Origin of the sequence: Vibrio sp. CB1-14, from assembly GCF_040412085.2 — a bacterium.
Classification (GTDB): Bacteria; Pseudomonadota; Gammaproteobacteria; order Enterobacterales; family Vibrionaceae; genus Vibrio; species Vibrio chaetopteri.
Genome location: NZ_CP115920.1, coordinates 1,375,522 through 1,397,184, shown reverse-complemented (window position 1 = coordinate 1,397,184; position 21,663 = coordinate 1,375,522). Strand labels below are relative to the sequence as shown.

At 46.7% G+C, this 21,663-nt stretch carries 15 protein-coding genes; 5 read left to right on the top strand and 10 right to left on the bottom strand.

The window, feature by feature from the left end; all coding sequences use genetic code 11:
• Nucleotides 1–16: 16 nt before the first annotated feature.
• From PG915_RS06315 to PG915_RS06305, 3 genes are all read right to left on the bottom strand, one after another.
• Nucleotides 17–2,323, bottom strand: coding sequence for an MMPL family transporter (locus PG915_RS06315; RefSeq protein ID WP_353498347.1), 2,307 nt, complete (start codon nucleotides 2,321–2,323; stop codon nucleotides 17–19).
• Between the two features lie 240 nt (nucleotides 2,324–2,563).
• A complete protein-coding gene (locus tag PG915_RS06310) occupies nucleotides 2,564–3,247 on the bottom strand; it encodes a DUF2057 domain-containing protein (protein ID WP_353498346.1) in 684 nt (227 codons plus the stop codon).
• 175 nt (nucleotides 3,248–3,422) lie between these two features.
• On the bottom strand, nucleotides 3,423–4,394 hold the full coding sequence (locus tag PG915_RS06305; protein ID WP_353498345.1) for a porin: 972 nt from the start codon (nucleotides 4,392–4,394) through the stop codon (nucleotides 3,423–3,425).
• Nucleotides 4,395–4,928: 534 nt separating this feature from the next.
• Here PG915_RS06305 and dinG point away from each other — a divergent pair.
• From dinG to rsmS, 4 genes are read left to right on the top strand one after another with little or no spacing between them, the layout of a single operon-like run.
• On the top strand, nucleotides 4,929–7,004 hold the full coding sequence (gene dinG, locus PG915_RS06300) for an ATP-dependent DNA helicase DinG (protein WP_353498344.1): 2,076 nt from the start codon (nucleotides 4,929–4,931) through the stop codon (nucleotides 7,002–7,004).
• Nucleotides 7,005–7,019: 15 nt separating this feature from the next.
• Nucleotides 7,020–7,790 (top strand): sulfite exporter TauE/SafE family protein, encoded by a 771-nt coding sequence (locus PG915_RS06295; protein ID WP_353498343.1) that lies wholly within the window; start codon nucleotides 7,020–7,022, stop codon nucleotides 7,788–7,790.
• 25 nt (nucleotides 7,791–7,815) lie between these two features.
• The gene (priC, locus tag PG915_RS06290) at nucleotides 7,816–8,319 is read left to right on the top strand and encodes a primosomal replication protein PriC (RefSeq protein ID WP_353498342.1); all 504 of its coding nucleotides are present in this window, start codon (nucleotides 7,816–7,818) and stop codon (nucleotides 8,317–8,319) included.
• Nucleotides 8,319–8,477 carry a pleiotropic regulatory protein RsmS gene (rsmS, locus tag PG915_RS06285; protein WP_353498341.1) on the top strand — a complete coding sequence of 53 codons (159 nt, stop codon included), beginning with the start codon at nucleotides 8,319–8,321 and terminating at the stop codon, nucleotides 8,475–8,477. Before priC ends, rsmS begins: the two co-directional genes overlap by 1 nt.
• A gap of 45 nt (nucleotides 8,478–8,522) precedes the next feature.
• Here rsmS and pdxY read toward each other — a convergent pair whose 3' ends face one another.
• The 5 genes from pdxY to cmoM all read right to left on the bottom strand — a co-directional run bounded on the left by pdxY (nucleotide 8,523) and on the right by cmoM (nucleotide 16,845).
• Nucleotides 8,523–9,377, bottom strand: coding sequence for a pyridoxal kinase PdxY (gene pdxY, locus PG915_RS06280; RefSeq protein ID WP_353498340.1), 855 nt, complete (start codon nucleotides 9,375–9,377; stop codon nucleotides 8,523–8,525).
• Between the two features lie 167 nt (nucleotides 9,378–9,544).
• The gene (gene mukB, locus PG915_RS06275; RefSeq protein WP_353498339.1) at nucleotides 9,545–13,993 is read right to left on the bottom strand and encodes a chromosome partition protein MukB; all 4,449 of its coding nucleotides are present in this window, start codon (nucleotides 13,991–13,993) and stop codon (nucleotides 9,545–9,547) included.
• Nucleotides 13,990–14,733, bottom strand: coding sequence for a chromosome partition protein MukE (gene mukE / locus PG915_RS06270; RefSeq protein WP_353498338.1), 744 nt, complete (start codon nucleotides 14,731–14,733; stop codon nucleotides 13,990–13,992). Before mukE ends, mukB begins: the two co-directional genes overlap by 4 nt.
• Complete coding sequence (mukF, locus tag PG915_RS06265; protein ID WP_353498337.1) at nucleotides 14,714–16,051, bottom strand: chromosome partition protein MukF; 1,338 nt, start codon at nucleotides 16,049–16,051, stop codon at nucleotides 14,714–14,716. Before mukF ends, mukE begins: the two co-directional genes overlap by 20 nt.
• An 11-nt stretch (nucleotides 16,052–16,062) precedes the next feature.
• On the bottom strand, nucleotides 16,063–16,845 hold the full coding sequence (cmoM, locus tag PG915_RS06260) for a tRNA uridine 5-oxyacetic acid(34) methyltransferase CmoM (protein ID WP_353498336.1): 783 nt from the start codon (nucleotides 16,843–16,845) through the stop codon (nucleotides 16,063–16,065).
• A 114-nt stretch (nucleotides 16,846–16,959) separates the two neighbouring features.
• Between cmoM and elyC the strand changes: the two genes are divergently transcribed.
• Nucleotides 16,960–17,868 carry an envelope biogenesis factor ElyC gene (gene elyC / locus PG915_RS06255; protein ID WP_353498335.1) on the top strand — a complete coding sequence of 303 codons (909 nt, stop codon included), beginning with the start codon at nucleotides 16,960–16,962 and terminating at the stop codon, nucleotides 17,866–17,868.
• Between the two features lie 85 nt (nucleotides 17,869–17,953).
• On the opposite strand, the gene PG915_RS06250 is transcribed toward elyC, so the two are convergent.
• Together PG915_RS06250 and torR are read right to left on the bottom strand one after the other, a co-directional pair.
• Nucleotides 17,954–20,428 (bottom strand): Ig-like domain-containing protein, encoded by a 2,475-nt coding sequence (locus tag PG915_RS06250; RefSeq protein WP_353498672.1) that lies wholly within the window; start codon nucleotides 20,426–20,428, stop codon nucleotides 17,954–17,956.
• Between the two features lie 414 nt (nucleotides 20,429–20,842).
• On the bottom strand, nucleotides 20,843–21,553 hold the full coding sequence (gene torR / locus PG915_RS06245) for a two-component system response regulator TorR (protein ID WP_353498334.1): 711 nt from the start codon (nucleotides 21,551–21,553) through the stop codon (nucleotides 20,843–20,845).
• Between the last annotated feature and the right edge of the window lie 110 nt (nucleotides 21,554–21,663).

Here is a 21,663-nt window from a genome sequence, read left to right as displayed (position 1 = left end):
AGAGTTATCAAGCCCATTATTCAATGGGCTTTTTCTTTGTCACTTCTAGCAATAGTGGCAATAGCGTTAAACTAAACACCAAAATACAGCTTAATGCGATAGTAAGTACCAGCCCGATGGAATGCATCCCTTGGTGATCAGCAACGATCAAAGCACCAAATGTTGCTAGCGTGGTTAAACAACTTACTAGTGACGCCTTCGGTGTCGAGGTTTTAAAGAATGCCGCCAAGCTTCTCACCGCACGAAAACGCTTCACGATGTGTATGCCATTATCCACACCCAGACCAAAGATCAGCGGGATCACTATGATGTTGGCCATGTTCATCGATAACCCGAGCCAGTGCATCAACCCTAAAGTCGATAGTGACGCCAACGTCAGTGGAATAAAGATAAGTAACACATCACGTTTTTTCTCAACCGACCAAATGAGAATCAGTGCAATCCCAAACACCGACATCATGATTGCCGCTTGAAACGCATTCACAATAATGCTGCCCACTTCTTTTTCAGCAACAGCTCTACCTGTAGCATTCGGTGCGATTTGCTTAGACTCGGTAATAAACTTATCCAAAGCATCGACATTAGTCATATCTTCACTTGGAGAGATCACCACTAGCCACTCACCCTGCTGACTGATATAGCGCTCACTTAAATCGGTTGGCAGCGACTCAATAGTCACGGGTTCAAACTGCGTCAGTGTATTCAAGCTAGTTGATAGACCAGCAAATAGAAGCTCCGAGACAGAAGCGCTATCTATCGTATCAGGTAAGCGCTCGCTATCCTGCCAACGTTGAGTTTTCGCCATCTCCACAAATTCTGGATAGCTCATTGGCGTCGCTATGTCTGACTGCGTGAACAACGCTTGCAGCTGCTCGGTTCTCTTCTCAAGATCTTTAGGCAAAAAATCACTCACGACCCTAACCGAAGCCACCGAAGGTTGCTTTATCAAACTAGCCTGCCACTGCTCAGCTTGCTGCTGGTTTTTAGCAATGGCAAACAGCTGATAGCTTGAGCCCAATCCCTCTTGTTGCAATTGATTTAGAGCCAACACAGACTCTGACTGAGGGTTTTTCAAAACCAACGTTGAGAAATCAAACTTAAACTGTGTCGCGCCGTATCCCATGACGACCGTCAATGCTATCGCTAAGCTAAACACCGTGCCTTTAAAGCGCATCAGTTGCTCTCCGAACCAAGCGAAACGGTGCGTATCTCGTTGATGACGAACTTTCGGATAGCCAAACAAAATAAAGAACAGTGGGATAATGATAAAGGTTGCAGCAAGGCCAAGCACCATACCTAGAGCAGACACAACGCCCAATTCACCAAGCCCTGTATAAGCGGTTGGATAGAAACTTAAAAAGCCCAGTGCCGAAGAAAGCGCACACAGTGACAAAGGTCGAACCGAATGAGAAATCGCATCGCGCATCGCTAACGAGTCATTCTCTCCTTTTACCCTAAGCTCTTGAATATGAAGACATAAGTGAATGGAAAAATCGACTGCAAGGCCAATAAACATCACCATAAATACAATAGAGATCGTGTTGTAGTGCCCAATAACAGCCAGACCTGCCGCAAATGTCCAAGCTAGACCAACTAATACCGTCAAGTAACATGCGACTATCACTCGAAGTGAGCGGATACCAATCGCCAAAATCAAAATAAGACCGACTAATGAAGCACTACCGGCTATAGCGATGCTGTTGTTGGCATCAGCAATTTCATCAAAATCGAGTGCCGCCTGACCAGTAACTTTAATGTCGACGTTTGATGGTAAATCCGCCGCTATAATGCTCTGGTGAATGGCCTCCATAATAGCGCGATTCGGTTCCGTCGCTGATGCGTCTGGTTCTGCAACTAACGTGATGGCATACGCCGTGGGCTTTGTCAGATTTTTCTGAGCCAGTTTTGCCCAGTCAACTGATTGGTTGTTTATTGCCTCTAAAAGCGGTGTTAAGTTCGGTTGTTCGCTTTGGGCGAGTTCGGCCAAATAAAGATCAAGACTGCCTGATTGAGCAGCAAGTGCAGCAGGCTTGATTGTGTCGCGGGTAAAGGCTTCGATACGTTCAAACTCGTCTTGAGTCACAAACCCTAACGGGTGCTCTTCAAACCAAGCCAATAATTGCGGAGCAAAGATCTCTTTAAAGATCTTTTGGTTACGCAGTTGTTTTTCTATTGAGACGACGTGCTCTTTTAGGTCTGAACCATCGGTAATAGTGACCAATACAGTGACATTACCGGATTCAGGAAACGTGTCGTTTAAATAGTTAAGATCGTCAACCCAAGCTCCATTTTGTTCTACTAATGAAGATAAATCGGCATTCATCCTAAAATGCTGCTGCCCATACCAGATAGCTACACTGGTAATGAGAGTGACAAAAAGAAGGACAAGCTTAGGAAAGCGCTGAATAAGAGAGAATAGACGGTTCACGAGGTTGATGTTAGATACAGAACAATAAAGTAATCATAACCTAATTTTGGGGTAACTATAGTTAGATTCCTGTTAGCAAGACATAAAAAAGGGGCATTTAGCCCCCTAATTGCAAAGCTGGATAGACTGAGTCAATTACTCTTGGTCAATCATCCACTTGCGAAATTCCTTGCGTTCAGTTTTCGACGCCTTTAAGTACAACGCTTGTAACTGTTCCATATTGCTGGATCTAGCATCACCCTTCACTGCTTGAGGTTTTTCAACCGCCTTCGGAGTAGATGCTGCAACAGCCGTTGTTGCTGTCGCCGCCACAGTAGCGGTTACTGAAGCCACTTCAGAAGCAGACTCACCGCCGAAAGTAATACCACGCTGCTCGTTGTAATCGGCAATCAGCTCATTCATACCAGAGTAAGGAAGTACACCTTCGCGTCCTTTCAGTTTTTCTGTCGTATAAGGTAGTGAATTACCATCTTGAGTGATACGCCACTCTGGCTCTGGTAAACGAAATGCAGCGCTCGCTTCTTGCTTGCTTCGAGCGACTGGGTGGTTAATCTTCACCTCATCACCGGTGATATTAAATGTGATGACATAAGGTGCAGAAGTATAAACCGACTGGCTGCTGCCACGGCCTACTTTTTTATCCATGCGTACCACAACCTGAGTGGTTCCGGATTCGACATCGTTGGAACGTATTTTTGATTCAGACTCTTGGCCATTCACATACAGCAATGACACACCATTCATTGGCGTTAACGTGGCAGCACTTGCAGCGAAAGCAGAACTTGCTGCCAATAAAATCGTGATAACAGACTTCTTCACGTTATTAACTCTCCTTAATTAGGCCTTTACACCTATAAACACTCGGTACGCGTTCAATCATGCCACAGCAATTAGTTAACAAAAGCTTTTTTTACTTTTATTGAGACATAATTTGATCGAACGATCAAAAAAGCCACCCGATTGGGTGGCTTAAATAACCTATATCAAAGCTAGATTAGAATTCAGCTTTAAGGCCTACAGCAAAACCAGTTTGAGAGTCATCACCGTTGTTACCACCAACTTCAGCGTAAGCTGTTGTAGATGGAGCCAATGCGTAACCCGCATTTAGGAACCAGTTAACAACCTTGTCGCCTTCGTCTGGGTTAGTTTGGCTAACACCAGTTGCGAACTTCCAAGAGTTTAGAGTGTAATCTGCCGCAGCTGCAATAGAGCCGTCAGTTTGAGAATCAGCATCTTTAGGGTCAGCACCTAAGCTGTAGTAACCTAGTTCTAGGTTTAGGTTCTCTACGCCAGCGTAACGAGCTTCAAGAGCCCAGATAGTTTCTTTCAAACCATCGATAGCAACACCATCAGCGTCTGTTAGGCCTGCTTCTTTAAACTCTGCTTGACCAACAAAACCAGTGAAGTCAAAGTCAGCAACGCGAGCGCCAAGTTTAGCATCAAAGAAATTGCCGTTTTTGCCTAGGCCGTTATAACCTTGCTTGTCTTGCATGTAAGCTACAGTACCGTAGAAGTTACCTTTGTCTAACTCATACTTAACTACTTCGTGACCTGCGAAAGGAGTACCGTTGCTGAAGAAAGAAGAAACACCAAATTGGTAATCAGAACCGATACCAGCATCATCAAGAGCAGTAGCTGTCTTACCGAACTTGATTGAACCTACAGATTGAGAATAAAGACCCATGTATACGTCGCCAACAGATGCATCAGCATTTGTGTCAGCACCTGAGAATTCCCAAAACGCACCAACTTGTACGTCATCGTTCACTGCATAACGAGTGTCGAAGCCGAAGTCAGCATCTTGAATTTCTTGTTGGAACTCATCACCGTCAGTTGTACCTTTAACATAAACGATTTCTACGTCGCCAGTCATGTTAACAGTAACTTTGTCTTGGTTGTATAGTTCGATTGCTTGCGCAGAACCAGCTGCCGCTAGTACTGATAGCGCTACTAGAGTTTTTTTCATGATAATCCACTGCCTTTTCTTAGATGGGAATTCCTTTTCGGTTCCCTTTTTTAATATATGTGACGTCTAAATCTTCCAGAAGAACGACAACCTTTTGTCCTTTGGGTGACTTAGCGTCTTTAAATCTCGAAACCAAGAATGCAAAAGTTATAAGGACTTGTCAAACACTCTAAATAAAAAACTCAAAATTATATAAATACAACAAAATCAACAAGTTAAGGAAATGCGCGTGATGGAGTGCAAGTTTTTCGAACAGCATTCAATTGTAACTACAGAATCCTTTTCCAAGCCCAAACCTACACAAACCACCCCTAAATACACAATAACCAACCAATAAACAGAACAAATAACTAGCAACATATATTTTTTGGAGTTTTATATTTTTTACAAAATAAAAAATATCCACTTAAGTAAAAGTTCACTCGGATTTTGTGATTTTGATCTAAATAACAGCTGTAAACGTGCGCTTATTTGCCGATATTTTTCACACCTTGAAGTGTGGTACACTCCCCGCTCGTCTAAGTAGGGCCCATCATGCTGACCAGTAAAATCCAAAAATCCATTCGCCAGAGTTATCAAAACCTTCAAACCCAACTCGATAACTTTGTTCCTAGGCGTGCTCAGAACTACCTTGTTTCAGAGATTGCTAAAACTCTGTGTGGTCAATATCACAAGTCAACACGCATGATCGTGGCAGAAGCAGGAACCGGAATTGGCAAAAGTCTTTCTTATTTAATGGCAACCATTCCTGTGGCGGTGCAAAACAATCGCAAAGTGGTGATTTCAACCGCAACCGTTGCCCTTCAAGAGCAGCTATTGAATAAAGATTTGCCGCTATTTAGGCGTATCACGGACCAAAGCTTCTCTTTTATCATTGCAAAAGGCAGACAGCGTTACTGCTGCACCGAAAAACTGGCCGTCGCTTGCGGCGCAGACGGCGGGCAAATGGCGATGTTTGAAACCAAGCCAAAAGCAGCGGATATCGCTCAATTGCAACTGATGTACGAGAAATTGGCTCAGGGTAAATGGGATGGTGATAGAGATTCTTGGCCAAAGCCTATTGATGACGCTATCTGGCAAACCATTGTCAGTGAAAAGCATAGTTGTAATAACAGTTTGCCTGCTCACAGGGGATGCCCATTTTCTAAGGCACGTTCAGAGCTGGATAAAAACGACGTCATTATTGCCAATCACAGCTTAGTAATGGCAGATGCCGATCTTGGTGGTGGCGTCATTCTTCCCGAACCAGAAAATACCATCTTTATCTTTGATGAAGCGCATCACCTTCCACATGTCGCTAGAGACCATGCCTCTGCTTCAGCGACATTAAAAGGTGCGGGTACTTGGCTAGAAAGGCTCAACCAATCAGCAAGTAAATTCTCAGGGTTAGCCGATGAAAAGCGTGTCGGTCGTTTTCGAAATGAACTACAAGACGCTATCCAGCAATTAATCCCCCTGCTTGGAGAGGTAAACACCTATTGCACAGGCCTCGCCTTTGAAGAAGATAGCTGTCGATTCGAAAACGGAGAGCTCCCTTCATGGCTGGAAGAGCAAGCTAAGGTACTCAAGCAATACTCACAGAAAGGAGCTCAGGCATCGGCAAAGATTGCAGACCTCATCTCTGAGCGATTAAAAGATGGTGAAATCGGTGCCAAGCTCGCAGAGCCTGCTTTGGCCGAGCTGGGCTTTTATATCCAGAGATTCGACAATCTAGCGGCCGTTTGGCGTCTAATGGCAGAGCCGCAAAAAGAGAAAGGTGCACCCCTCGCCAGATGGATTGAGAAAAGCAAAGAGCGTGAAGGTGACCACTTGGTCAGTGTTGCCCCTCTAGAAGTGGGCTGGCAGTTAGATCAACAGCTTTGGTCACGTTGTGTCGGTGCCGTACTCGTTTCAGCAACCATGCGCGCGCTCAACTCTTTCTCTTTTTTCTGCCACCAATCGGGGATCAGCCAAAAAGAGGATGATGGAGTTCAGTTCTTAGCACTCGCTTCACCATTTAATTACGCGGAACAAGCAGAACTAATCGTGCCAAAGATGAAAAACGAGCCACAAGCCCCGCAATTTACTGATGAGCTTATCGAAAAAATTCCAAACATTATCGAACAGGATAAAAGCAATCTGGTACTTTTCTCTTCCTATTGGCAAATGAACAAAGTGGCCGATGAACTGAGAACAAAATTTGCACTCAAAGGCTGGCACTTGCAGATTCAAGGCGAAAAATCACGCTCAGAAATTCTAAATAAACATAAAACCTTGACTCAAGGTGGAAAAACTAGCGTTCTTTTTGGTACAGGCAGCTTTTCTGAAGGATTGGATTTGCCAGGTGAACTGCTTGAAAACTTAGTGATTACCAAAATCCCTTTCGCAGTTCCAACATCGCCGATTGAGCAAGCGCATGCAGAATACATCGAGAGTAAAGGTGGCAATGCATTTCTCCAGATTACAGTTCCAGAAGCCAGTAAAAAGCTGATACAATCGGCTGGCCGTTTGCTGAGGAAAGAAAGGGACTGTGGCACCCTCTATATTCTGGATAGGCGAATCGTCACTAAAAGGTATGGCAAATCTTTGCTTGATTCCCTACCCCCATTTAAAAGAAAAATAGAATACTAAGGGTCATTCGTCTCGATGGAATTTATCGAACCAAGTATGTTGGTTATCTTGGCAATCGTGGCTTTTGCTGCGGGCTTTATTGATGCTGTTGCCGGCGGTGGTGGCATGTTGACCGTGCCAGCACTACTGTCATTAGGGCTTCCTCCTCATATTGCTCTTGGCACCAATAAACTTGCTGCGACCTTTGCTTCGTCGACGGCGGCTTTTACCTATTATCGAAAAAGACTGTTTAAGCCTGAATGTTGGCGCCGAGCTTTCGTAGCGACGTTATTTGGAGCGACACTCGGCACACTAGTTGTCGATATGATCAGCACCGAGTGGCTAGAAAAAGTGCTACCGCTGGTGATTCTAGCCGCGGCGCTTTACACCGTATTCCATCGCTCTCCTCAAGGAGAGCACAGCAAAGTTAACGTTGGCTGTCCTAAATTCAACCGCAAGCAGTATCTTCAAGGATTATCGCTTGGCTTTTACGACGGGGTAGCGGGACCTGGTACTGGTGCGTTTTGGACAGTAAGCTCAATGGCACTGTATCGCTTAAACATCTTGTTTGCTTCTGGCCTATCCAAAGCGATGAACTTCACCAGTAACTTTACCTCGCTGATAACCTTTGCGGTGCTCGGCCATATTAACTGGGTACTTGGTTTGACCATGGGCGTCTGTTTGATGGCTGGTGCGTATATTGGAGCGCATTCGGCAATTCGATTTGGTGCTAAGTTTATTAGACCTATCTTTGTAACGGTAGTGAGTATCCTAGCAATCAAACTTGCCTATGACGCATGGCTATAGGCCACGGCATTAGAGTATACGGCTGATGAAACTCGAGCAACTCAAGTCACGATTACGAATTCTCAAGCAAAAAGCCAAAGCGTTTGATGATTCAAATAAGCAGGAAAAAGTACGACTGTTTGATGAGCATCTGTTTCAATCAGGCGGCTTTCGTACCCTGCCTTGTGTCATTGAAACGACGTCCTTGCTCAACAAAATCGTAACACTCAGTCAGCACTCAACAAACCAAGGTACGTCTGAAGCACTGGTAGAGAAGTTTTCATGTCAGTTGGAAGCGCTCGAGAGAGTGCTCGCAGCGCCTCTCAACATTAAACAAGATCCCACTCAGCAGAAATCACTGGCTGAACTTAAAGCGTCACTTGCTCAGCATAAGGTTTGGGAGCAAAAACTGTGTCAGTTAGTTCGCGACAAAGAACAAAACCCGCATGATGAGCAATCACTCATAGAAACAGAGCAAAGATTGCAACGGTGCCGCAGCGCTATGAACCAGATTCAATACACGATCAATCAAAGGATGAAATTTATCTAATGTCGAATGAAACAGGCTTAGACAGTGCTCCAGAGGAAATCAAACTCGCCGTGGATCTGATTTTCTTATTCGAGAGCAATGAGATCGACCCAAAAGTCGCCTTAGAGGCACTTGAAATTGTGAAAGGCGATCTCCTCAAAAAGATCGACAGTGAGTAGGCCTCTAGGTAAAAACCGAAGCACCTTCGCTTCGGTTTTTCTTTATCACACCTTAGTGATTGGGAAACGCTCCATTGGATCCACCAACTCTTCCTGCGCCGCAATGGTTTGCAGCTCCCATTCATCTCTTTGCTGCGTTTCCTTAAGTACCGCATAACTCGCGTTATTGGCATGCTCAAATGCCCGCTCGGCCGACCAGCCTTTCAAAAGTCCGGCGGTGAATAGCGCAGAAATCAGATCCCCTACTCCCACTGGCTGCTTAGCAAACTTAAGATGAGGACGCTGCGCAATAAAGCACCCCGCTTCTGTCGCCAGCATCATGGTAAACTGGTCATCAGAAACACTATGTAGATGTTTTACCAACACCATTTTCGGCTCACGCGATAAAGCCTCATGGCAGGCAGCTACCGCAGTCTCTAAGTCAGTGATGTCCATATTGGTAAACTGAGCCAGCTCGAATTGATTCGGCACAATGACATCAGCGCTTGGCATCACATCGTTGACCAAGTATTCAGTTGTACCTTGCGGAACAATACAACCCTTCTCTGGATCGCCCATGACAGGATCACACACATAAATCGCATTAGGGTTTTGAGCTTTGACCTGGCGAACTGCATCAAGAACTGCGAGGCATTGATCCGCACTTCCCTGATAACCAGATAATATCGCTTGGCAGTTTTTAAGCTGCTCTATATTGGTAATGCCTGAGACTAACTCAGATATATCATCTGCGGAGAATGCCTTACCCTTCCAGCCTTGCTGATATTGAGTGTGATTCGAAAATTGAACCGTATGAATAGGCCAAACCTCAAACCCCATTCGTTGCATTGGGAAAACGGCCGAACTGTTGCCTGCATGCCCATACACGACATGAGACTGGATAGAGATGATACCTTTCATGAATGCTCCTCACAGCAGGATAAAATATTCTTATCACCCCTTAAATATGGGGTGGGTCTGACATGCAGACAAGTTTCAGATTAAAAACAAATTGAGTACTACAGATCCAAAAAATCCGATATTGGACACCAATATCGGATTTTGCTTACTGAATTAGAATCTAATCACTAAACCGTTGCTTGCTCAACGAGCTGTTCAGCATCTTCTAATCGCTTGTTCTCACCAAAGCCACGCAGACCCACTACATGTACATGCTCATGGTCTTTAAACACTTTACGCACAAGCTTATAGGTGGTGCCTTTTTCTGGGCTGATGTTTTCTGGCGCTGCAATCAATAGCTGCATACCCTGACGGTCACATAGCTCAAACAACGTCGCAATCGACTTAGCATCCAGACGCGCGGCCTCATCTAGGAACAGCAGGCGACACGGCAGAATGTCCTTGCTACGCAGACGACGAGACTCTTCTTCCCAGCTCTGCACTACCATCAACAGAATTGACTGGCCGGTACCGATCGCTTCACCTGTTGATAACGCGCCAGATTCCGCTTGCAGCCAACCGTCAGAGCCACGATTTACTTCAACGCTTAGCTCTAAGTAGTTACGATAATCAAGCAGCTCTTCACCCAATATTTGCGGCGAGCGCTGACCCATATCGATATGCGGGTTGACGCGTTGGAATAGCTTAGCCATCGCTTCCGAGAAGGTATAACGCGAGGTTTCAAACAGATCTTTGTGCTCACCCGTTAGCGCCACCAGCAACTGCTCATGACTTTCGCGGATCTTCACATTCAAACGAACGCCTTTAACCTGACCAAAGTGAATGTTCGACAAGCCTTGGTTTAGCATACGAATACGGTTCTGTTCACGCTGAATCGTCTTCTTAATGATGCTCGACACTGACTCAGAACTGATCGCAAGACGGTTTTCACGCTGAGTTAGCTCTTCTGTTAGGCGCGCTAGCTCCACTTCCATCTCTTCAATTGCTTCTACCGGATCGTCAGTACGGATGATGTCTTGACGAATACGCTCGCGAAGGTGTTGATAGACGGCAATGTAGAACAGAACTTTACGCTCTGGCTTCGAAGTATCTTCAGACTGACGAAGTGAATCGCGAAGATCTTCGTTATCTGCGACAGCAAGACGCAATGCACCCAAAGACTTATCCGACATAGAGCGAAGCTCGCCCGCGCTCATGTACGCCAGTTCGCGCTTATGCAGGCGGCGCTCAACATCGTTCGCTTTCGCCAGACGAAGTACGCTACACCAACCCGCTTTTGCGGCAACCACGTAGGTGCGCAGTTCAATGTATTCTTTCTGAACCTTCTTAAGACGCTTAGCCAGACCCTTCATCTCAAGCTCTGTCGACGTCATCGTCTTCTCATACTCAGACTTGCGAGTGCGAGAAGTTTGCAGTGCTAGGTGTAGCTCATCACGACGCTTCTCGGCACGTTCAAGCGCTGATTCGTCAGGGACAATGCCATACTCTTGAAGCTCAGCTTTGAACTCTTGAACCGTCTCTAACTTAGCTTGGTGCGAGCTCTTAAGTGACGCCAATACTTGGTTGTACTGGTTCGCTTGTTCTTGAACCTGCTTTAGCCCTTCACGTAGACGTGCACGACTAGCTTCCGCTTGCACCAGTTTCGCTTTGAGCTGCTCGCTCAATTCACTGCTTTGGTTGAGCATGTCCATTGAGTCTGCATAAGCAAAGTAAGGACGACGCTCAGCAAGATCCGCAACGGCAAAGATCTGTGCTTTTAGCGTTTGCAGGGCTTTATCGGCATTTTGATATTGGCTAGTCAGCGCATCAAATTGCTCTGGATCGCTGTCGAGAACATTGACTACCGCAGCCAGTTTTTCAGCCGCCGCGCCATGTTGCTGAATGTAGCTCTTAGCGCCATTGAGATCTTCAATTTGAGCTTGAAGCTCTTGATGACGCTCAACCAGAGTCTCATCAAATAGCACGTTCGCGCTGATAGATAGACGATCCAGCAAGGTCACACACTGCTTCGATTTCGACAGCTGCGCACTCGCTTGTTGCTCACGCTGTTTGTTGTCATTCAGCTCTCGTGCTACCTGACTGCGAAGCTCGCGTAAACGTGCCAGTTCCACTTCAGGATCCGCTTCAAACGCCAGCTGCATGTGCTCTGCTGCGAACGCATTGAACGCTTGGTATAGGCGCTGCATTTTTTGTGCATCAAACGCCGCTTTTGCGTGTTTTTCTACCGTTTCTTCACGTTGTTCACGTAGTAGCTCTAAGCGCTGTTCACGTGCTGCACGGCCAAACAATGGGATCTTAGGGAAGCGTGAATAACGTAGTTGACGTTCGTTAAGCTGAACACACACCGCACCATCAAGCTCATCCGCATCGAAAGAGCTGTCATCAAAGGCATCGATGTCACCTTCAATGATGTAAAGATCTTCTGGGCAATCATCAAGCTCAACCAGCTTTTCTTTGATGCCGTCGAGATTTGATACCACGATGGCATGACGCGCAGGGCCGTACATCGCGCTGAAGTAAGGTGCATCACCGATAGTGATATCATCATAAATCTCAGACAGCAGAACGCCACCAAGCGTGTCGGCAAGACCTTTCAAGCGAGGATCGTTCGAACCACCAGGGGAGGCAAGGCGTTCAATCTCAAGTTCTAGCTCTTCACGGCGTTTCGCCAGCGAGTCACGTTCGAAAGAGGTCTTACGCTCATTGTCATTAGTGGTTTGCATTGAGCTGATGACATCTGCACGATCCACCAGCTCCATGCCGCTTTGCTCGCAAAGATCTTCAAGCGCATTAAAAGACTTGATCCATTTCGGCGCATAACCTTCTAGCTTGCTGATCTCAGACACAAACTCTTGTTCGCGCTGCTTTGTTTCGCCAGATGCTCCACGAATCGCTTCAAGCTGCTGTTCACACTCAAGCACGCGCTCGCGTTGGCTCTCCGCTTCCATTTCGAGATCCGCTTCGCTATCAACACGGATTCCTGCATCACCAAGTTCGCTTGCAAGCTTCTGCGCTTGCTGCTGACGCTCAATGTTTTTCTCAAGTTCACGATATTGCGCGCGAAGCTGAGATTCACTTTTCAGTAGCTGACGATGCTCATCCGCTTGCTTGATCGCCGATTTCGCAACTTGGCTCGCTTCACTGCGCCCTACATCGCCCGCAATCTGCTTAACAAGCGACAGTGCTTGTTCAAACTGCTGTGCAGCGGCCGATGACATGTCAAGGCGGTGTTTAAGCTCAAGAAGCTCAGTAGTACTTTGTGATTCTTGCGATTTTAGTTGGCTCAGTGTTTCTGCTGCGCCATCTTGATTCAATGATTCGTTCTCAAGCAGGTTACGTGCTTTCTCAAGGGCTTGTACCGCTTGCTGATATTGCAGTGCACGCGTCTGCTGAACATCCAGCGCTTGCTGATAATCAGCGAGCTGAGTCTTAAGGCTATCCACCTCTTCTTCAGCAAATGTCGCTTGCTCTTCAGCGGTAAGCTTACGCTCAGTCGCTTCTTCTACGACCATCATCTGCTCTTCAAGACGCTCATTCAGCTCTTCAAGATCTTCTTGGTAGCGTTCAATCTTCTCTTGCTGACGAAGCGCGTTTTGTACCAACAATAGGTGGTCTTGCGCCGCTTGATGATCTTGCTCTAGACCCGATTCATTCTCAACTAACAGCGTCAGCTCTTGCTGAACTTTGTTGAGCAATTCGTTTTGCGCGATAAGCGTTTGACGAGAACCAAACAGCTCGCCACGAAGCTTCATCGTTGTCTCAAGCTTGTTACGACGCTCGTTAGCATGGCGCATATAGTCAGCTGCCACGTAATTGGTCGACTCGGTGATCAGATGCTTAAACAGATCACGGTCAGCTTGGGTGGTCTTGATCGCTTCTAGCGTTAAACGGTTTTCACGAAGCGCAGATTCCATATCTTGGAACGCTTTCTTCACGCCGCCGTTTTGTGGCAGTAGGTAGTCACGAAGTGAACGAGTAATTGCACTCGAGATACCACCGTAGAGCGAGGCTTCAATCAGACGATAGAACTTAGAACGATCGCTGCTGTTACGCAGTTTCTTTGGCAGCACACCAAACTCAAACATCTGCGCGTGGTAATCCACAATCGAGTTAAAGGCTTTAAAATGCACGCCTTCCATTGCGCTTACAGCGTCTTTGACTTCATTGATTGGACGCACGCGAGCGTGATTATCCGATACCGCTTCAATCAGAATGTCGGTCGGTTTTACGCTACTCGGCAAACCTTGAACAATAAATGGCTTAATATCCACTTTCTTATCACGACCTGCGACTTGTTGTAGCTTAACCACGAACAAAACGCGTTGGTTGCGTGAGTTCACCACATCCAGCGCAGAATAACAGGTACCAGGCTGAAGCTTACCGTACAAGCCCTTGTCGCGAGACGCCTGAGAGCTACCCGCTTCCGTGGTATTTCTAAAGTGCAGAAGGCTTTGGTCTGGAATCAGCGCCGTAATGAACGATGCCATAGTGGTGGATTTACCCGCACCATTACCACCAGAAAGCGTGGTGACTAGAGTGTCGATGTCAAAGGTACGCGCAAAGAAGCCGTTCCAGTTGACCATCGTCATCGATTGATACTTACCTCTTTCAATCATGCGTCCGCCTCCTGTTGATTGTTCTCTGTATCGTTGTCATTTGACTCAACCGAGTCGCTGCTTTCATCCGTTGGGATCAAGCTGCCTTGCGATGGTGCTTGTGTATGCACCACGGCTTCACCATCACGGATGAGACGAAGCTGCGCATCACGCATATCGTCACCAACACGAACGTCAGCGCCAAAGCGGAATACCGCTTCGCTGATACGGAATTTATCGGTATCACCAATGGAAATGGTCATCCCTAGACGACGTAAACGACGCAGTGAGGTACGTACTTTGTCAAACAGTTTCTCTTTGTCGAGATCCGAACCAGTCGCACGGTTAGTCACTAGGCGCATCAGCTTCTTTTCATCCGCAAGCGCTAGGATTTCTTCATAAAGCTCTTGGTTAGTAAAGATACCTTCATGCGCAAGACGTTCAGGGCTTAGGTAAAGGAAACACAGTACCTTACCTACCAGCATATCAAGTTCTGAAAGAACGCTTCGACCGATCAATGTCGTCGAGCGTGGGCGCAGATAGAAAAAGCCTTCCGGCGCTTTCACTAACTCGGTGTTGTAGCGCTGATAGAAACTGGCCAGCTCAACCTCAAAATCACAAAGCAGTGCGTGATTATCTAGGTCTTCAGATGAAATGTGTCGACCCGCACGCAATGCACTATCCAATGCAGGGAACAGCGGGTTGGTGATCGCTTTTGCCAGCTTCTCTGGCATGTATTCGTCAATATTTGTCGATAACATTTGCTTGTACCTTTGCGCCAAAATCGTTAATAGCTTGCCAATCTGGCTGAATAGCCGAGTAATCAGACTGGGAGTAACCCAATCGAACGGCTTGGTCTACAACAATTCTTGCGAGATCAAAATGATGAGTATGTGGATGTGACGCGAGGTAGTCGCGTAGCACCAAGCTAAGATCGATTGGAGAGCCTTGTTCTTTATGCACTTTAAGCATGTCTCCAATTCGCTCAGCGAGCTCATCATTTACTTGTTCAAATTCTTCGTATTCCACTTCAAGTGGCACGGCACCCGTCACTTCTGCATTGCGAAGTACAAGGGCTTCGTCACGAAGATCGGTGAGCTTCTCGGCATCTGCATAAGTGAGATACCAAGGTGAGTCAAAATAGTCTGTGACCGATTGGCGCAACCTTTGGCTAAAGGCGCGGTTTTGATCCATATCGATCGCAGTACGGATAAACTTGTGCACATGGCGGTCATAGCCGATCCACAAATCAATCGCTTGTTGACCCCAGCTAATGATGCGGTCGAGTTTCATCTGCAAGCCGAACAAAGCTTCACCAACGAACTCGAGCTCATCATCGCCATAGACGATTTCTTGAATGTCTAAAATCTGGGTTTGCAGCTCATCGCCCGCCGCTTGCAACGTATCTTGCAGCTCACGTAGCGTTGCTGAAGTTTCCGAAAGCAGAGTCTCACAGTTGTTGATCGCTTCGCGCCAATCTTTGTTAAGCAGCTCTGCAATCTGAAGTTTCACCGACTGCTGCTGTTCATCCATTACGCGTTGGTTAAGATCGATTTGATCGAAAATCTCGCCAACCGAGTATTTCAACACGCCAAATACATTCTTACGCCAATGAGCAACCGTCCCGCCTTCTTGTGCGGCTTCAATGGCTTTTGCCATCTCACCTGCCACCATTGAAAGCTGGATTGAGAGTCGTAACTTGGAGAATTCGCGATGTCTGACGTAATAATCGGTGATACCGATGGCAAGAGGGCTGAGCCTGTAAATGCTCGCCCCATCGTTGACTTCACTGGTAAAGCGGCTTAATAGGCGCTGCTTGACCAGTTCATTAATCGCATTGTTCGCACGAAACGCGGTGGCTTCGCCTGTTTGCTCAAACTGCCCGGTGACGATCTTAAATGCATCATGCAACTCGCCCTCGCCCAGCTCTTCATCAAATCTTTCATTACTCAACACCGCGATGGAGATGAGAAATGCCAACCGTTCAGTGGAAAGATTCAACGCAAAATCATGCTGTTTGACCCATCCGACTAGCTCGTCTATCGGTCGGTCATCAGCATTTAGAGTGTTATCACTCATGGTCTTTCCTGTTATTGTTTTTTCCTAGCCCATACATGTATGTATCGACCCATGGAGAGATAAGGCTCTTGGCGACACAGCTGTTGTTCCAGTTTTAGAACATCTTCAGCGGTGTAATCTCCCATGTATTGCATATTGCCAATATAATCACTGAATGAACGAATGCCAGATTTGCCACATATTTCAAACCCGGCTTCTTCAACCCACTGATACACGTCCTCAGGCTTCAACCCTTTTTGTGGCTGAAGCTTAAATCTTTTTCTATGCGGCATTCCATCTAATACATGAGGAATATTGCCACAAATGACATTCTTAAATACCAATCCATGATGATTGTAAAACATGACAGAAGCGATACCGCCAGGTTTCACTTGTTGTAATACCGCTTCGAGGGCCGGCCTTGGGTCAGCCAACCACTCCATCACTGCATGGAACAAAGTTAGGTCAACTTGCTGTTCCATGTGCTCAGCAATACGCTGTACTGGACTGTGGATCCAGTGATATTGCGAGAGTAACCCGTTTTTTTCAACCTCTGCTTTGGCTAACTTAAGCATTTCCGAAGAAAGGTCACACAAGGTGATATGGTGTCCGCGCTCAGCGATACGCTGCGAAACTTGACCTAATCCACCCCCCGCATCTAATACTTTGAGTGTTTTTTTAGTATCATCCAGCACGGCAAGAGCCTGGGTTAAATCTTCCCAAACAATAGTTTGGCGGATTTCTCCCTTCTCGGAGCCGTAAATATTTTTTGCAAATTTGTGGGCGATATCGTCGAAATTACGGTCTTGCATCACGGTTTATTGAGTTAAGATAACCAGTCGTACAGCTATTCTGTCATATAAGTGACAGGAATAAAGGGGCAAGTCCCTTTTTTAGCGTTAAGTGGTGTTTTTTCGGACTATTATTCTATGTTTGAGCTGAAAAAGCTGGTGTCTGCATTACTAATGCCTTTACCTGCTATGCTAATCCTTGGTTTCTTGGGATTGCTTCTTATCATGTTTACCGCAAGACGTAAGTTTGGAAGCTTGCTGGTTCTCGTATCGCTGTGTGGGACATTTCTTATTGCATTCCAGCCCCTCTCTAGCCGTTTATTGATGCCGCTTGAGCGTGAATACAGCGCTTTTTTACCCATTAATGAATCTATTGACTATGTGATGGTGCTTGGCGGTGGTCACGTGGTGGATGACGATATTCCTCCAACGTCAGCGTTATCTCGCACTTCTTTGATGCGCTTAACCGAAGGCATTCGCGTCATGCGCATGTATCCTGGAAGCAAACTGATTTTGTCCGGCTATGCCGGTGGCACTGATGTCAGTCATGCCAGAGTCATGGCGAAAGTAGCGCTCGCACTTGGCGTAGCAAAGCCCGATATTATTTTGCTTGAAGCTGCCAAAGACACGTGGGAAGAAGCAAGACAAGCATCGGCGTTTGTACAAAGCAAAAAGCTGGTCTTAGTAACATCAGCCAGTCATATGCAGCGAGCAATGTATGAGTTTGAGGCCGCCGGCCTTAACCCATATCCTGCGCCTACAAACTTTTTGGCTCAAGAGAACGTAGAGCAGGCTTGGAGTCGCTACACACCTCAAGCTCGTTATCTTGAACAGACTGAGCGCTATTGGCATGAAACCTTAGGTCAACTATGGCAGCGCCTACGAGATTGGGTTGCTAATGAGAGCATGCAAGATTTGTCATTTTCGGTCTCTGAGTTTGAAACCGAATCAGCAGAACCCGCGCAATTAGAACAGCAAGAAATTGAACAACAGCTTGCGCCAAATGACGAGTCCGAGAGCGATGAAGCAGCGGCTACCAGTCAGTAAGTTTTAAAAGTTCCCCTAAAATAAAGAGCCTCATTGCGAGGCTCTTTTACTATGTCAAACTCACATATGTAGCCACCATTGGTGATTATCGTGCGTTCAATTGATCCAACTTCGCCTTCACCGGAACAGAGAAGTTGAAACCGTCGTGCTGATCCCAGTTGATCGACCAAGTCATAACACCGCCAAAGTTAGGCGAGGTTTTTGTAGGTACTATCGTTCCACAGCGATTCAGCGAGATCATACAGTCGAGCGCCGCTTCGATATTGGCAATTGGCGCTTGCCCTGAATTCGCACTGCTCGGTCCAGACGGCAATCCAATAGCGACTTGATCATCTCGAAGTGGCAGGAATTGGCTGCCATCTGCAAGCTCAAAACCTTCGGTGAGCATTCTCGATGCTGCTACCATCATATCTACAGACCCTTCAGGTGCGGCTCCTGTCGTATAAGGGTTAGCAAGCCCACCGTTATTGTAAAGTTGAACATGTAATAGATCGAGCGTGTCACGCACTTCATTGATAAGCGGAATATACGCGCCCCATATCCCTGAGTAAGCAACCATTCCACCTTGCACATAAGGATGCTCTGGCGCCATTGTCAGATACATATCACCGCCAATGTTCGTCTCAATCGCTTTTAATGCACGCGGCAAGCGAGTTTGGATCTGGCTACCATGAACAAGGTTCGAGCCACTTTCATAATCGACATCTAAACCATCAAACCCCCACTCTTTGATAATGGCCGTTAGACTCTCCACAAACGCTGCTTCATCAGTATCTGTATTTAGTGTAATAGTCCCCTCAGCCCCGCCAAGTGACAGAACAAAGATCTTACCCTCTGCTTGTAGCACCTTGATGTCTTGCTTGAACTGAACAGGATCTATTGGTGCACAACTCGAGCGAATATCGCCATTGTATAGGTTGAAATGGACTCTGCCGGTACTGTTGCGATCGTTGTCAGCAAACGCGATATCAATGATGTCCCAATCTTTCGACATTTGATTCAGTGGGATCGGACAGCCCGCGCCATTAACAAAGTTATGCCAGTAGCCAATCAGTTTGTGCCTAGGCTGCACCACGGATTTAGCTGATACCGTTACACTGGTTGAAGATGCTGAGTTATCCTGTGTATCTTTACCTGTCACACTGAGCTGATAAGAGCCTATAGCTGCTGGTGTCCAGCTAAATTGATAAGGAGCCGTATTATCCGTTGCAACTAACAAGCCATTGACGAAGAGCTCAGCACTGGAGACATCACTTTGTAGCGCGCTGACATCAGCAGTCACCGTGACCGCTTTGCCTACCGCGACAACGTCGCCTGAAGCCGGTGAAGTGATCTCGGTAACCAAAGGCTGGTCTGTTATTGACACAGTACGGTTAACTTGGCTGGTATTGCCTTCATCATCTGTCGCCACAACCGTAACGGTTGTTTCTCCAGAGCCGATTGCATTCCACGTCCATTGATAAGGCGCAGCGGAAAGTAGCCCTAATGAAGCGCCATTAACGCTCGCTTCGGCACTGACTACAGTACCATCAGCATCATTTATGCTAGCTTGAATGTTTACATCTGCACCTAGCAATAATGTTTGACCTTCACTTGGCGAGACAAGCGTAATTTCTGGAGCGGTTGCACAAGCCCCAAGGCTGTTCCACGCATCTTCCCAGTACAGGCCAGTTCCAGGCTCATACGCCCATGCCGAGTCGGATGAACACCATCCAGCCACCGAACATTGATACAAGCTGCCGTTATTAGTGACATTCTGTCCACTCTGATAACTAGTGCCAGCAATATAGGCCGCGGCATCAGCACATTTACCACCAGCAAATTCAATGGCTGATACGGTGACTGACGATGACTGAGAGCGAGCTCCGGCATTGTCGGTCGCGACAGCCTCGATAACATAGTCGCCGGCAGAAGCTGCACTCCAAACCGTTTGCCATGGTGGTGTGGTGACAGAATCAACGACGGCTCCACTTACCACAAAATCGACCTGAGTAATGGTGCCATCACTATCCGAAGGTGAAGCGGTCAAAGTCACTTGATCGCCTACGTTGACCTGAGAGTTAGAGGTTTGAAGCGTTACGCTTGGTGGCTGGTTAGTGGCATCAGCAACACTAAATGACTGAGAAGCTGCAGTCGTTGCGCCTTTATCGTCTGTTGCCGTTACCGTTAACTGGTAACTACCCAATTCTGTCAGCCAGTCAGTCGTATAAGGGGCACTTGTTAGCGTTGCCAAAGCAACCCCACCTAAAGCAAACACGACCTCAGTTACCGTGCCATCAGTATCCCCTGCCGTGGCAGAGAAGGTCACGACATTACCAACCGCTAGCTGTGCATTATTTTCTGGTGAGAGAATTGAAACAGACGGAGCGATATTCGCGCCGCCGCTGGAGCAATCACCAAGCTTCGACCACTCTTGGTAAGGCGCTGAATTTTGCTCGGGATCGACATTCACATTCCACCAATTGGCCTTATAAGCCGCAGACTGCCATTGAACCTCGTTGCCACCGTTGTACGTCGCAGAGGGATCCCAAACCGCCAACGCGCTGCATTGAAAAGCCATTGCAGGGGCTGTGTAAAGTGAACTTGCAGCTAACAAGGCCACTGCGGGTAATGCTGCAAACCTAAATCCCGCCGCTGGTTTGTGCGCAGCAGTAAGCTTGGGTTGAGAAATCACATTGGTCATAGAACATCCTTTTATTGAACCAAGTTTTAATGAAGTTGAGTTAGGTTCGATAAGACGCGCCAACCGTACACCAGCCCGACATTATCAAAGCAACCCTCTTCAAATTAGTTCAACAAATCCGTCAACTCGGGTTGCGAAAAAGGAAGAGAAACACTACGCGAGTCATCTAACAAAAAAAATCGGTAACGGAGCAACATATCGCGGCAGAAGGCAAACTTGCTCCCATAAAAAAAGCTCCAGTTACCTTTTTGGTAACTGGAGCTAATACAAGGTGTTAACTGTCTATTAATGTTAATCGCCAGCGAACATGTACCCTTCACCATGAACGGTAATAAAAATCTGTGGATTCTTAGGATCCATTTCCATTTTCGCTCTCATGCGACGAATTAACACATCAATCGTTCGATCGTTTGGCGCATCTACTCGGTGGCTGATCATATTTAAAATCCGCTCACGGCTCAGCACTTGATTCGGATACGTCGAGAGTGCGACCAGAAGCTCATATTCCGCCTTCGTCAATTTAACCGGATCACCGTTATTGCTTAAAGAACGACGCTGCTTATCAAACGCCCATTCACCAAAGTGAATGACATGCTCATTTTGAGTGGATGACTCCAACACCGGCTGCTTACGCGCTAGCGCAATGCGCCACAGCAGGTTCTTCACTCGTACCAGCAGCTCACGCAGCTCAAACGGTTTGGTGACGTAATCATCCGCGCCCATTTCAAGACCAACGATTCTATCAATGCTGTCAGTGCGACCGGTCACCAAAATAATACCAATATCAGACTGACTTCTCAGTTCTCTAGTCAGCATTAAGCCATCTTCTTTCGGAAGATTGATATCAAGCATCACCAAGTCGATGCTCGACTCTTGCAGAACCTGACGCATTTCATTGCCATCTTGGGCTTCACTGACCAAATAGCCTTCATTTTCGAAATAGCCAGCGAGCTTACTGCGAGTGACTACGTCATCTTCTACAACCAAAACGTGATATTTCATATCTGTACTATCTCAATCTGTAATGACCGTGTCATTCTATTCATAACCATTCACAATTCTAGTCTACTACAGCATCGAACAGCACAAACCTACTTTTTTTTGATTCAAGA

Coding starts and splice junctions, on each gene's coding strand:
- mukE (WP_353498338.1), bottom strand. CDS start 14,733: ATGTTATCGACAAATATTGACGAATACATGCCAGAGAAGCTGGCAAAA.
- mukF (WP_353498337.1), bottom strand. CDS start 16,051: ATGAGTGATAACACTCTAAATGCTGATGACCGACCGATAGACGAGCTA.
- pdxY (WP_353498340.1), bottom strand. CDS start 9,377: ATGAAAGGTATCATCTCTATCCAGTCTCATGTCGTGTATGGGCATGCA.
- dinG (WP_353498344.1), top strand. CDS start 4,929: ATGCTGACCAGTAAAATCCAAAAATCCATTCGCCAGAGTTATCAAAAC.
- rsmS (WP_353498341.1), top strand. CDS start 8,319: ATGTCGAATGAAACAGGCTTAGACAGTGCTCCAGAGGAAATCAAACTC.
- PG915_RS06305 (WP_353498345.1), bottom strand. CDS start 4,394: ATGAAAAAAACTCTAGTAGCGCTATCAGTACTAGCGGCAGCTGGTTCT.
- PG915_RS06295 (WP_353498343.1), top strand. CDS start 7,020: ATGGAATTTATCGAACCAAGTATGTTGGTTATCTTGGCAATCGTGGCT.
- priC (WP_353498342.1), top strand. CDS start 7,816: ATGAAACTCGAGCAACTCAAGTCACGATTACGAATTCTCAAGCAAAAA.
- elyC (WP_353498335.1), top strand. CDS start 16,960: ATGTTTGAGCTGAAAAAGCTGGTGTCTGCATTACTAATGCCTTTACCT.
- mukB (WP_353498339.1), bottom strand. CDS start 13,993: ATGATTGAAAGAGGTAAGTATCAATCGATGACGATGGTCAACTGGAAC.
- PG915_RS06315 (WP_353498347.1), bottom strand. CDS start 2,323: ATGAATGCCGATTTATCTTCATTAGTAGAACAAAATGGAGCTTGGGTT.
- torR (WP_353498334.1), bottom strand. CDS start 21,553: ATGAAATATCACGTTTTGGTTGTAGAAGATGACGTAGTCACTCGCAGT.
- PG915_RS06250 (WP_353498672.1), bottom strand. CDS start 20,428: ATGGCTTTTCAATGCAGCGCGTTGGCGGTTTGGGATCCCTCTGCGACG.